9 protein-coding genes are annotated in these 13,327 nt (G+C 66.0%); 2 read left to right on the top strand and 7 right to left on the bottom strand.

What is annotated here, in order from left to right:
* The first annotated feature begins 9 nt into the window (after positions 1 to 9).
* Positions 10 to 1,731: an FGGY family carbohydrate kinase gene (locus IEX24_RS01460; RefSeq protein ID WP_188672539.1), complete on the top strand. Its 1,722-nt coding sequence runs from the start codon at positions 10 to 12 to the stop codon at positions 1,729 to 1,731.
* A gap of 347 nt (positions 1,732 to 2,078) precedes the next feature.
* Positions 2,079 to 2,447 carry a VOC family protein gene (locus tag IEX24_RS01455; protein WP_188672536.1) on the top strand — a complete coding sequence of 123 codons (369 nt, stop codon included), beginning with the start codon at positions 2,079 to 2,081 and terminating at the stop codon, positions 2,445 to 2,447.
* A 550-nt stretch (positions 2,448 to 2,997) separates the two neighbouring features.
* On the opposite strand, the gene IEX24_RS01450 is transcribed toward IEX24_RS01455, so the two are convergent.
* From IEX24_RS01450 to araB, 7 genes are all read right to left on the bottom strand, one after another.
* Positions 2,998 to 4,887: an ATP-binding cassette domain-containing protein gene (locus IEX24_RS01450; protein WP_188672533.1), complete on the bottom strand. Its 1,890-nt coding sequence runs from the start codon at positions 4,885 to 4,887 to the stop codon at positions 2,998 to 3,000.
* A gap of 18 nt (positions 4,888 to 4,905) precedes the next feature.
* Entirely contained in the window at positions 4,906 to 6,147 is a 1,242-nt protein-coding gene (mmsB, locus tag IEX24_RS01445; protein ID WP_188672530.1) for a multiple monosaccharide ABC transporter permease, read from the bottom strand.
* Positions 6,147 to 7,679, bottom strand: coding sequence for a multiple monosaccharide ABC transporter ATP-binding protein (mmsA, locus tag IEX24_RS01440; protein ID WP_188672527.1), 1,533 nt, complete (start codon positions 7,677 to 7,679; stop codon positions 6,147 to 6,149). Before mmsA ends, mmsB begins: the two co-directional genes overlap by 1 nt.
* Positions 7,680 to 7,796: 117 nt before the next feature.
* Positions 7,797 to 8,879, bottom strand: coding sequence for a multiple monosaccharide ABC transporter substrate-binding protein (gene chvE, locus IEX24_RS01435; RefSeq protein WP_188674191.1), 1,083 nt, complete (start codon positions 8,877 to 8,879; stop codon positions 7,797 to 7,799).
* 142 nt (positions 8,880 to 9,021) lie between these two features.
* A complete protein-coding gene (gene araA, locus IEX24_RS01430) occupies positions 9,022 to 10,542 on the bottom strand; it encodes an L-arabinose isomerase (RefSeq protein WP_188672515.1) in 1,521 nt (506 codons plus the stop codon).
* Positions 10,539 to 11,360, bottom strand: a complete 822-nt coding sequence (locus IEX24_RS01425; RefSeq protein WP_188672513.1) for an L-ribulose-5-phosphate 4-epimerase — start codon at positions 11,358 to 11,360, stop codon at positions 10,539 to 10,541. Before IEX24_RS01425 ends, araA begins: the two co-directional genes overlap by 4 nt.
* Entirely contained in the window at positions 11,357 to 13,198 is a 1,842-nt protein-coding gene (gene araB / locus IEX24_RS01420) for a ribulokinase (protein ID WP_229715078.1), read from the bottom strand. The genes IEX24_RS01425 and araB overlap by 4 nt, the downstream gene beginning before the upstream one ends.
* Between the last annotated feature and the right edge of the window lie 129 nt (positions 13,199 to 13,327).

The following is a 13,327-nucleotide window of genomic DNA, read 5'->3' as shown; positions in this document are numbered from 1 at the left end:
GGAAACCTCGTGAGTCTCGTCGCCGGTGTCGATTCGAGTACGCAGAGCTGCAAGGTCGTGATTCGCGACTCCGAAACGGGCGCGTTGGTGCGCGAGGGGCGGGCCGGGCATCCCGAGGGCACCGAGGTCGACCCTGCGGCCTGGTGGGATGCCCTGCAGAACGCCATCGCCGACGCGGGCGGTCTCGCCGATGTCTCTGCGGTGTCGATCGGCGGGCAGCAGCACGGCATGGTGGTGCTCGACGCAGGCGGCCGCGTCATTCGCGACGCAGTGCTCTGGAACGACACCCGCAGCGCCGCAGCGGCCACGGCCCTGATCGCCGAGGCCGGCCGAGCGGCTCAGACCGACTCGGCAACAGCCGCCGAGGCCGGCGCGGAGGTTTACGCCGAGCGCACCGGGTCGGTGCCGGTGGCATCGTTCACCGCCACGAAGCTGCGCTGGCTGCGAGACGCCGAGCCGGCGAACGCCGCCCGGGTCGCTGCAGTTGCACTTCCGCACGACTGGCTCACCTGGCGTTTGCTCGGTTATGGTCCGGCTGACGAGTCACCCCTCGGGCCGGTTCTGGATGCCCTGACCACCGACCGCTCCGACGCGAGTGGCACTTCCTACTGGAGCCCCGCGGCCACCGCCTACGACTTCGACCTGTTCGAGCTCGCCTTCGGGCGCCCCGCCGTCGAAGCACTCGGAGTCGCCGAAGCGGCCATCGAAGAGATCGAGGGCTCCTCAGCCGAGCTCGTCGACGAGTTGCTCGACGGCCTGCAGCCCGGTTTCGGCAGCTTCGGCGTCGATGGCGCGAGCGGCGAGGCCCCCCTCGAACCCCCGGCCGTGGGCGAAGACTCGGCCGAGGCGGCAGCAACCCCGGTCATCCTCCCGCGCATCGTGCAGAGCGGCGACGTCGCCGGCGTCACCGTCGACCACCCCGGCGACGCCGCGTTCCGCGACGGAACCGCAGAAGGTTTCCCGGCGTCGTTGATTCCCGCGGGCATCCTCGTCGGCGCAGGAGCAGGCGACAACGCCGGCGCCGCCCTCGGCCTCGGCCTCAACGCCACCGCGGGCGACGTCGTCATCAGCATCGGAACCTCAGGCACCGCGTTCGCCGTCACCGATCATCCGGTCGCCGACGCCACCGGCACCGTCGCCGGGTTCGCCGACGCCGCCGGAGCGTTCTTGCCCCTCATCGCCACCCTCAACGCGGCGCGTATCCTCGCCTCCATCAGCACCGTGCTCGGCGTCGACTACGACGAATTCGCCCGCCTCGCCCTCGCCGCCGAACCCGGCTCGGGCGGAGTCGTGCTCGTGCCCTATTTCGAGGGCGAACGCACCCCGAACCTGCCCGACGCGACCGCGACCTTCGCCGGACTCACCCTCGCCAACTCCACCCGCGAGAACTTCGCCCGGGCTGCCATCGAGGGCATGCTCTGCGCGCTGGCCGACGGTCTCGCTGCTGTTCGTTCGCTGGGTGTGGATGCTCGGCGGGTCTTACTCGTGGGCGGCGCCGCCCAGAACGCCGCTGTACAAGCTGTCGCGGCAGAGGTCTTCGACGTGCCGGTCTCCATCCCAGCCCCCGGCGAGTACGTTGCCGACGGTGCCGCCCGCCAGGCCGCCTGGACTCTCACCGGCACCCGCCCCACCTGGCCCGTGGCGTTCGCCGCCGAACTCGCTGCCGCCACCGTACCTCTCATCACCCAGCAGTACCGCCGCGCCCAATCCCTCGGTTCCCTCCCCCGCTAACCCGCGCCCGCCCCGCCCCGCGATGGCGCCCTCACGCCCTCGCGCCCTCGGCATGGCGCCCTCACGCCCTCGCGCCCTCCCCATGCCACCCTCGCGCTCTCGGTATGGTGCCCTCACACGCCCTCGCGCCCTCCTCACACGCCCTCGCGCCCTCCTCACGCCGCCCTCACACGCCCTCGCACCCTCCTCACGCTGCCCTCGCACCCTGTCCACGCCACCCGGGCCATCCCGCGGCACCGCAGGTTTGACGCAAAGGCCCCCAAAGCGGCTTCATAAGGCGCTTTTGCGTCAAACGGAACGCGCCGAAGAGGTTGACCCGCGCGGGCGGCGGCGCGGATGATGTGGGCATGACCATCACGCACGTTCAGCTCTTTTCGGTTCCGGTGAGCGATCAAGATCGGGCTCGTGACTTCTACGTCGACACGCTCGGCTTCGACCTGGTCAGCGACGTGCAGATGAGCCCCGATATGCGCTGGATGCTCGTTTCCCCACCCGGATCGCAAACCGCCATCACACTCGTCACCTGGTTCGACACAATGCCGCCCGGATCGACCAAAGGCATCGTGCTAGAAACCGACGACCTCGACGGCGAAATCGAACGCCTCCGCACCCACGGCCTGACCATCAGCGCCCCCGAACGCGCCCCCTGGGGCACCTTCGTCACCTTCGACGACCCCGACGGCAACGGCATAGTGCTGCAGGCTACAAACCTTTAGTGCGCCGCCGCCCCTGCGGCGCACTATGCGACTGGTAGCTCGCGGCCCGGTAATTGCCGCGACCAACACCGGATGCGACGTACACGCCGCCGCATCCCGCCGACCACGCTGTGCGCAGAACTAGACGCCCGCCACCATCCGCGCCGCCCTTGCCTGCACGCCAGCCATCCGCTTCCGCAAGCGGCCACGACCAACACCCCACACGACCCGCACCCCGCCACCATCCACGCCGTCCTTGCCTGCACGCCAGCCATCCGCTTCCGCAAGCGGCCACAACCAACGCCGCACACGACCTGCCCTCGGCCACATCCCCGGAGCATTTGCCTGCACGCCAGCCACCCGCACCCGCGAGCGGCCACGACCAACCCCCCACACGACCCGCACCCGGCCACACCCCGCCGCATTCGCCTGCACGCCAACCACCCACTCCGACGAGCGGCCACGACCGGCGTCACACACCATCCGCATCGGCTGCATCCGCGGCCCATTTGCCTGCACGCAGGCCATCCGCACGTCACGCGCCCGCCCGCAGAGCCAGCAGGTTGCGGTGTCAGGGGGCGGGCGGCCCGCCGACCATGTGACGCAGGAGCGACGCGGGGGTCGCGCCGTCGGTGGGGCCCGACCAGGTGACCGCGCCGTCGGCAAAAGTGTAGACGCGAGAGGTCATGATGAGCAGCTCCGAGAGGTCGTCTGACGCCAGCAGCACGCCGGTGCCGCCGGCCGCGAGCTCGAAGATGAGGTCGCGCAGCTGCTCGATCGCACCGCCCACAAGCCCTCTCGTGGGGTGATCGAGAATCACCATCGCGGGCCTTGACCCCAGCGGCAGACTCAGCCACGCCTCGAGCGCCAGCCGATGCCCACCCGCAGCCCCGGCCGCCGCACCTCGCGCAGAACCCGGCCCGACACCACCGCCACCGCCGCCCGCACCCGATCGTGACGCCGCACCAGCACCACCACCACCAGCCCCGCCCGCAGCACCATGACCACCACCACCAGCTCCACCCGCAGCACCACCCCGCGGCCCGAGCAGCGCCGACATACCGCCGAGCCCGAAGGCCGGCGCCGCCGTCTGGTAATCACGATTCGAATCGACCAACCCGAGCCGCGCCAACCGCGCGATCCCCGACGGCGTCACCCGCGACGGAACTCCCCCGATCAGCTGAAGGTCATACCGCAGGTCGGCCTCGGTCGACAATCCCAACCCCGCCGCGACCGCCTCCTGCGGGTTCTTCGCGACAAGTGGATGCCCGCCCAGCACCGCCTCGCCCGACACCGCCGACCCATACGAGCGCCCGAACAGGCTGAGCCCGAACTCCGCCACGCCAGACCCTTCGAGCCCGGCCAGCCCCACGATCTCGCCTCGGCGCACCGTCAACGACACCCCGTGCACGACTTCGAGCGCCGCGTTCGCGGGGTGGCACACGCTCCACTTTCGCACGTCAAGCACCTCGGGCCCGTCATCGAGCCGCTCCCGCACCGGCCGCCGCACCACCGGAACATGCGCCGTCATCAACTCCACCAGCGCGTCGACCGAGCTCTCCTGAGCGCCCTCACCGCTGGCCAACCCAAACCCACCCGAACCCACTCCAGCAGCACCGCCACCGCCAGCAGCACCGCCACCACCACCTGCACCCGCACCGCCGCCGCCACCGCCGCCCGCACCGCGGCCGCTACCGCCAGCAGCCCCACCGCCACCGCCAGCAGCACCGCCACCGCCCGCAGCGCGGCCGCCCTGCCCGCCGCGCAGCGCCAGCGTCGCCACCGCCTCACCCCGCGACAGCACCGTCACGCCAGACGCCACCTGCCGCACCACGTCGATGCGGTGCGTCGCCAGCACCACGGTGACCCCAGCGGCCGCGAGCCCCGAAATACCCGATACGACCACGGCGAGCTGCCGAGAATCCAGCCCGGTGAACGCCTCATCGAGCAGCACCACCCGCCGCTCGGAGGCGAGCTGCCGCGCCAACTCCACGAGGCGTCGCCCGCCCGCGTCGAGCGTCGACGCCATCGACGCGGGGTTCAGCGTGTGCGGGTCGCCGAGCTGCTCGAGCAGCGCCCCCGCGTCAGCGTAGAGCTTGCGAAACCGAATGAACCCCCGCGTCGATTTCTCGTGCCCCAGGTACACGTTCTCGGCAATAGAGAGGTGCGGCACAATCGCCGCCGGCCCCCGAATCAGGCCGACCCCGGCCGCCACCGCATCAGCGGGCCCCGAAGGCCCAAGAAAATTGCGCACCCGCTCGTCGATCTCGAGCACTCCGTCGGGCGCCGGCAGGTAGCCCGAGATGACCGCGAGAACCTCTGACGCACCAGACAGGTTCTCGCCGAGCAGCGCGTGCACCTGCCCCGCGCCGACGTCGATCGAGACATGACGGACGCCCGTGCCCGCCGACGACCGCGCCGAGACAGATCTCAGCCGCAGCATCACTCGGGGCACGGGCATCCGTTCAGACTACGAGATCTACCGACCACCCGAGCGGCGCTTGTTGTACACGTCGAACGCCACGGCCAGCAGCAGCACGAGACCCTTCACGGCCTGCTGCCATTCGATGCCGATACCCATGATCGACATACCGTTGTTCAGCACACCGATGATCAGACCACCGACGATGGCACCGCCGATGGTTCCGACGCCACCGGTCACCGCAGCGCCACCGATGAACGCTGCCGAGATGGCCTCGAGCTCGAACCCGTCACCGGCCTTCGGCCCTGCGAGGTTCAGTCGGGCAGTGAACACCAGACCGGCGAGCCCTGCCAAGAAGCCCATGTTCACGAACAGCCAGAACGTCACCACGCGGGTCTTGATGCCTGAGAGCTCGGCAGCGTGCAGGTTGCCGCCGATGGCGTAGATGTGCCGGCCGAACACCGAACGGTTCATGACGATGCCGTAGATCAGAATCAGCACCGCGAGCACGATGAGGGTGACCGGGATGCCCTTGAAGGTGGCCAGCGCGTAGGCGAACAGCAACACGGCAGCACTCACGAGCACCAACTTGGCGACGAACCAGCCGAGCGGCTCCACCGCCTGTGCGTAGCTCTGACGACCTCGGCGAGTGCGAATGGACTGCACCACCAGCAGCACAATCGCGATGACGGCGACACCGATCGACAGCGGGTCGATGTTGTACTTGCCGAACACATCGGTCAAGAACCCGTTACCGAGTGCGCGGTAGAAGTCGGGGAACGAGCCGATGTTCTGGTTGCCCAGAACAACGAGGGTCAACCCTCTGAAGATGAGCATGCCCGCCAGGGTCACGATGAACGCCGGTATGCCGACATAGGCGATCCAGAAGCCCTGCCAGGCCCCCACCACCGCCCCGATGAGCAGCGAGAGCACAATGGCAAGCCAGGCCGGCAGCCCCATGTTCACGGCGAACACACCCGAAAGCGCACCGACGAACGCCGCCACCGAACCCACCGACAGGTCGATGTGGCCGGCCACGATGACCATCACCATACCGATGGCGAGAATCAGAATGTAGCCGTTCTGAACGATGAGGTTCGATACGTTCTGCGGGCGCAGCAGCACCCCGTTGGTCAGAATCTCGAACACCACCACCACCAGAATCAGGGCGATGAAGATGCCGTTCTTGCCCAGGTCGCTGAGCACGTGGCTGAGCGAGCGGGTGAACTTGTTGTCGACCGGGTTAACTCGGCCACCGGCGGCGGTGTCGTCTGCCGGCTTCGTCTCGAGATCAGACATCAGATTCGTTCCTTTTCCATGGTCATGTATTTGATGAGCGTTTCGGGAGTGGCCTCTGCGATCGGCACTTCTCCAGTGATGCGACCTTCGGCGATGGCGTAGATGCGGTCGCAGATGCCGATGAGTTCGGGCAGTTCGCTCGAGATCACGATGACGCCCTTACCTTCGGCGGCGAGGCGGTTGATGATCGTGTAAATCTCGTACTTCGCACCCACGTCGATTCCGCGGGTGGGCTCGTCGAGTATCAGCACGTCGGGGTCGGAGTAGATCCACTTGCTCAGCACGACCTTCTGCTGGTTGCCACCGCTGAGCTTGCCGACCTTCGCGAGCACCGAGGGCGCCTTGATGTTCATCGATTTGCGGTAGCCGTCGGCGACCTTGTATTCCTCGTTGTCATCGACCAGCCCCCCGCGTTCGAGCTTCTTCAGCGACGCCATCGAGATGTTGCGCTTGATGTCTTCGATGAGGTTCAGGCCGTAGTACTTGCGGTCTTCCGTGGCGTAGGCGAGCCCGTTGTCGATGGCTTCTGACACCGTGCGGGTCTTGATCTCTTTGCCATTCTTGAAGACCTGGCCCGAGATCTTAGTGCCGTACGACCGCCCGAACAGGCTCATGGCGAATTCGGTTCGCCCCGCGCCCATGAGCCCCGCGATACCCACGATCTCGCCGCGCTTCACGTTGAGGTTCACGTTGTCGACCATCACGCGGTTGGGGTCTTGCGGGTGATAGGCCGTCCAGTTCTCTACCCGAAGAATCTCTTCGCCGATGTGCGGCGTGTGGTCGGGGTAACGGTGTTCGAGGTCTCGACCCACCATGTCTTTGATGATGCGGTCTTCGGTGACGTCGACCTTCGGAATGGTCTCGATGGCCTTGCCGTCGCGAATCACAGTCACCGTGTCGGCGATCTTCTTGATCTCGTTGAGCTTGTGGCTGATGATGATCGACGTGATGTTCTGGCCCTTGAGCGAGAGAATCAGGTCGAGCAAGTGGTCACTGTCTTCGTCGTTCAAGGCGGCGGTCGGTTCATCCAGAATCAGCAGCTTCACCCGCTTCGAGAGCGCCTTGGCGATCTCGACGAGCTGCTGCTTGCCCACGCCGAGGTCGCGCACCTTCGTGGTGGGGTTCTCACGAAGGCCCACCCTGGCGAGCAGCTTCGATGCCTCGATGTTGGTCTTGTTCCAGTCGATCAGGCCGAATGAGCCCTTGATTTCGTTGTTCAGAAAGATGTTCTCGGCGATAGAGAGGTAGGGGCTGAGCGCCAACTCCTGGTGAATGATGACGACGCCTACGGCCTCGCTGTCACTGATGTCACGAAACTCCATCGTTTCGTTCTCGAAGACGATGTCGCCTTCATAGGTACCGAAGGGGTAGACGCCGCTCAGCACTTTCATGAGCGTCGACTTGCCGGCTCCGTTCTCGCCGCAGATGGCGTGCACTTCGCCGCGGGCGACGTCGAGCGTGACTTCTTGAAGCGCTTTCACGCCCGGAAAGGTCTTGGTGATGTTACGCATTTCCAGGATATTGGTGGTCACAATATCTCTCCCTTAGGTAGGTACGGATGCTCGGGGTTGGTGCTGCTCGGGGTGATGAAGGGCGGCTGACCCGGCCCGTGGTGACGGGCCGGGTCAGCGCTCTTCGGGTGCTACGAACTAGCCGTTGACCTGTGCCGCGGTGTAGTAGCCACCGTCGATCAGCACGCTCTGAATGTTGTCTTTGGTGACGACAACAGGCTGCAGCAGCTCAGCCGGAACGACCTTCTTGCCGTTGTCGTACGTCTTCGAGTCGTTCGTCTCAGGCGTCTGGCCGTTCAGAACAGCGGTGGCCATGGCAACAGCGACCTTCGCGAGCTCACGAGTGTCTTTGTAGATGGTGCTGTACTGCTCACCGGCGTTGATGGCCTTGACCGAGTCGATCTCAGCGTCTTGACCGGTGATGATGGGGATGTCGGCGGCCGTGTAGCCAGCCGACGTCAGAGCCGAGATGATGCCTCGTGACAGACCGTCGTACGGTGACAGAACGCCGTTGACCTTCGAGCCGTCGGAGTACGTCGAGGTGAGGATGTTCTCCATGCGGGCCTGAGCGGTAGCCGGGTCCCAACGCAGTGTTGCCACGGTGTTGAAGTCAGTCTGGCCGCTCTTGATCACGACAGAGCCATCAGCGATGTACGGCTTCAGCGTGTCCATTGCGCCGTTGAAGAAGAACGTCGCGTTGTTGTCGTCGGGGCTACCGGCGAACAGCTCGACGTTGAACGGGCCCTTGACCGCGGTCTTGTTGCCGCTCGCGTCAACCAGGCCGAGACCGGTGAGCAGCGAGGTAGCCTGCTCGACGCCGACCTTGTAGTTGTCGAACGTCGCGTAGTAGTCCACGTTCTCCGAGTCACGAATCAGTCGGTCGTAGGCAATAACGGGAATGTTGTTGTCTTTGGCGTTCTGCAGCGTGTTCGTCAGCGTGGTGCCGTCGATCGAGGCGATGATCAGGGCCTTTGCGCCCTTGGTGATCATGTTCTCGAGCTGGCTGACCTGGGTGGGAATGTCGTCTTCGGCGTACTCGAGGTCGACGGTGTAACCGGCTGCCTCGAGCTGGGTCTTGATGTTGTTGCCGTCAGCGATCCAGCGCTCAGATGACTTGGTGGGCATGGCCACACCGATGAGCCCGCCTGCGTTGGCCCCAGCGGAGCTGGTCGATGAACCTGAAGAGCCGCCGCTCGAGCAGGCAGCTAGAGAAATAACCATGGCCCCGGCGGCCAGGAGGGAAAGAACTACTTTTTTCTTCACAGTATTTCCTTTTCTTTGATGTGAATGACTTCGTCGTCAGCAGGTGTGCTGTGTGAAGGTGGTGCGCTCGTGCTGTGTTTATTGCCGTTTTCAGTTGTGATCACAGGCCTCCGGCTAAGCGGTAGTAGGCCTGGTTCCAACGCACTTCGTGTTCGAACGTGCGCAGGTTTGTGCTCTCGTCGATGACGAGAAGTTCTGTTTTCGCGATGTCGGCGAAGTCGGTGAAGGCTTCGAGGCCCACTGCCGTCGACATCACGGTGTGATGCGCGGCGCCGGCCGTCAGCCAGGCCGCGGCGCTGGTCGCGAAGTCGGGCGCGGGCTTCCAGACCGCGCGGCCCACCGGGAGCTTCGGCAGCGGTGCTGTCGGCTGCACAACCTCGACCACGTTCGCCACGAGGCGAAAGCGGTCACGCAGGTCGCTCATGGCCACCACGATGCCTGGGCCCGAGTCGGCCGTGAAGACGAGCCGAACCGGGTCTTCGCGCCCGCCGATGCCGAGCGGGTGAATTTCGAGCGACGGCTTCGAGGTGGTGAGCGACGGCGAGACCTCGAGCATGTGAGCGCCCAGAATCAGCTCGGCGCCGGGCGTGAGGTCGTAGGTGTAATCCTCCATCAGCGACGCCCCGCCGGGCAGGCCCGAACCCATCACGTTGGCGGCGTGCACCAGAATGGCGGTCTTCCAGTCTCCCTCTGCGCCGAAACCGTAGCCGTCGGCCATCAGCCGCTGCACGGCGAGACCCGGCAACTGCCGAAGCGCTCCGAGGTCTTCGAAGCTCGTGGTGAACGCCCCGAAGCCTCCCGCCTCGAGAAAGGATCGCAACCCGATTTCAATGGCGGCGCCGTAGCGCAGCGAGTCGTGACGGGGTGCGCCGGGCAGCAATTCGGCGGCGACGTCGTATGCCTCGAGGTATTCGGCGACGAGGGCGTCGATCTGGGCATCCGTCGCCTCAGCGACAGCCTGCGCGAGCTCGTTCACTCCCCAGGTGTTGACCTGCACGCCGAACCGCAGCTCGGCCTCGGTCTTGTCACCCTCGGTCACTGCGACGTAGCGCATGTTGTCGCCGAACCGGGCGAGCTTCAGCGATCGGGTTGCCGCCCAGCCCGCGGCAGCGCGCGACCAGGTGCCGATCGAGGCGGTGACGGCCGGGTTCGTCGCGTGACCGACGACGGTCTTGCGAGCGACACCGAGGCGGGTCTGAATGTAGCCGAACTCGCGGTCGCCGTGCGCCGCCTGATTCAGGTTCATGAAGTCGAAGTCGATCTCGGCCCAGGGCAACTCGACGTTCGCCTGAGTGTGCAGGTGCAGCAGGGGCTTCTGCAGGGCGTTGAGGCCCGAGATCCACATTTTCGCGGGGCTGAAGGTGTGCATCCAGGCAATCAGGCCGATGACCTGGTCGTTCGCGTTGGCCTCGAGCACGGCGCGCTTGATCGACTCGGAGTCTTTCAGCACCGGCTTCCACACCACGGTCACCGGAATATCGGTCGAACCCTGCAAGGTCGCGGCGATCTCGGCCGACTGCTCGGCCACCTGACGCAGGGTCTCGTCGCCGTACAGGTTCTGACTGCCCGTAAAGAACCACACCTCGAACGAAGCGAGGTCGGGCGTGATCGAGGTGCTCATCGTGCCGACTTCCTGCCCTGGCCAGAGCCGGTAGAGGTGGATGCGGCCCGCTTGGCCGCGCCCGACGTGCCAGACCGGCCGCCGGTGGGTGCGCCCCGATTCGCCGCTGCCGACGGCAGTGCCGTGACGGGTGCTTTGCCATAGACGTTCTGGTAGCGATCGAACAACGCGTCGATGGCCGGCTGCGGAATGACCTTCACCTCGCCGAGCTGCCGGGCGATGTGCACGGTGCGCGCCACGTCTTCGGCCATCACGGCCGCTTTGACGGCGTCACGGGCATCCGTGCCGATGGTGAAGACACCGTGGTTCTGCATCAGCACCGCACGAGAACGGTGGCCGGTGAGCGTTTCGACGATGCCGACGCCGATGGAGTCGTCGCCGATGATGGCGAACGGCGCCACCGGAATGGGGCCGCCGAATTCGTCGGCCATGGCAGTGATGACGCAGGGAATCTCTTCGCCGCGCGCCGCCCAGGCCGTGGCGTAGGTGGAGTGCGTGTGCACCACACCGCCGACGTGCGACATGTTTCGGTAGACGTAGGCGTGCGCGGCGGTGTCGCTCGAGGGCGAACGGTGGCTGCCGGGGGTGTCTTCGATGACGACACCATTGAGGTCGCAGAGAATCATGTTCTCGGGGCTCAGGTCGTCGTAGCTCACGCCTGATGGCTTGATCACGAAAAGATCGGCGCCGGGCACACGGGCAGAGATGTTGCCGCCCGTCCAGATGACCAGGCCGTACTTGGTGAGCTCGTCGTGCAGGTGTGCCACGTCAGAGCGCACCCGGGCGATGGCCACTTCGATTTCGGGGCCGTAGTTCACTTCGCGGCCTCCATGCTCTGTGCGGTTGCACCAGCGCTGTGTTCGGGTTTGTGCTCGGGTTCGGGTTCGAGCGATTGCTGTTCGAGGCTGTCGAGATCGGTGCCGCCCGCGCCGACGCTGGCGGCGCCGGCTGACGCCGCAGCGAATCCTTCGCGGCGAAGCGCGGCGAGGCGGTGCATCACGTCGTTCGCGCCGCGACCGAAGTAGTCGTGCAGCAGCGAATACTCGGCGTAGAGCCGGTCGTAGGCGTCTGCCGCCTCGTCGTTCGGCTGGTAGACGTTCGTGTTCACCTTGCCCATGGCCTCGCCGGCCGCGAGCACGTTCGGGTAGACCCCGGCCGCCACGGCGGCGTGAATGGCAGAGCCCAGCGCCGGGCCCTGATCGCTCGCGATGGTGCTGATGGGCATCCGGAGCACATCGCTGTAGACCTGCATGAGAAAGGCATTCTTGAGCAAGCCGCCGGCCACGATGAACTCGGTGACGGGCACGCCAGCGGCCGTGAACGTTTCGACGATCTTGCGGGTGCCGAATGCGGTGCTCTCGAGCAGAGCGCGGTAGATCTCTTCGGTGCGAGTGGTGAGCGTGGTGCCGAGTACGAGCCCCGAAAGCTCGTGGTCGACGAGCACCGAGCGGTTGCCACTCGCCCAATCAAGCGCGACCAGCCCGTGGCCACCAACGGGCTGGCCGGCGATCAGCTCGGTGAGGTACTGGTGCACGCTGAGGCCTGCGGCGGCGGCTTCAGTGGAGTACCTCGCCGGCACCTGGTTCTCTACGAACCAGGCGAAAATGTCGCCGACGCCCGACTGGCCGGCCTCATAGCCGTACAGCCCGTCGACAATGCCGCCGTCGACGACGCCGCACATTCCCGGCACCTCCACCAGGCGGTCGGAGTTCATCACGTGACACGTCGAGGTGCCCATGATGGCGACCATCTGACCCGGTTTCACGGCACGAGCTGCTGGCGCGGTCACGTGCGCATCGACGTTGCCGACCGCCACGGCGATGCCCTCGGGCAGCCCGGTGAGCGCGGCCGCTTCGGCACTCAGCCGGCCAGCGGATGCGCCGAGCTGGCCGATCTGGTGCGCCACCTTGGTCTCGGCGAAGGTCTCGAACCCGGGGTTCAGTGCCTTCAAGAAATCGCGACTCGGGTACTCGCCGTCTTGCAGCATGCCCTTGTAGCCGGCCGTGCACGCGTTGCGAACGTAGGTGCCGGTGAGTTGCCAGACGATCCAGTCGGCGGCTTCGACCCAGTGCTGCATGCGGTCGTAGATTTCGGGATCTTCTTCGAGAAGCTGCAGGCCCTTGGCGAACTCCCACTCGCTCGAAATGAGGCCGCCGTAGCGGGGCGACCACGATTCGCCCCGCACGGCAGCCAGCTCATTGATTCGATCGGCCTGCGGCTGCGCGGCGTGATGCTTCCACAGCTTCACGTAGGCGTGCGGGCGATCGGCGAACTCCGGTAGCTCGTTCAGCGGTGTGCCGTCTGAGAGCGTCGGAATCATGGTGCAGGCCGTGAAGTCGGTGCCGATGCCCACAACGTTTGCGGGGTCGATACCGGCTGCGGCGATGGCGTCTGGAACGGCGTGCTTCAGCACGTCGACGTAGTCGCTCGGCACCTGAAGCGCCCAATCGGGCGGCAATGTGACCCCGCTGCGCGCGAGGATTCGATCCATCACCGCATGCGGGTAAGCGAAGGCGGCCGAACCGAGTTCTGCGCCGTCTGATACGCGAACCACGACCGCACGGCCCGAGAGGGTGCCGTAGTCGACGCCGACCACGTAGCGCTCGTCGACGAGGCCAGATGCCTCCTGGTCGGCGGCACGTTCGGTGGTGGGCACAGCATTCACGCGGGCAAACTCCTTTGTCTGATTGCGAATGAAAAGCTCGTTGGCGTTCGTGGCGCGAAACGACATAATTGCCGCGTGCGAACGTTATGTGAACGGTCACATTGGCTGCACTTATGCTGC

The sequence above is a fragment of the Subtercola lobariae genome, from assembly GCF_014640255.1.
Lineage (GTDB): Bacteria > Actinomycetota > Actinomycetes > Actinomycetales > Microbacteriaceae > Subtercola > Subtercola lobariae.
The sequence above is the reverse complement of the archived record's forward strand: the minus strand, read 5'-3'. Positions and strand labels throughout refer to the sequence as shown.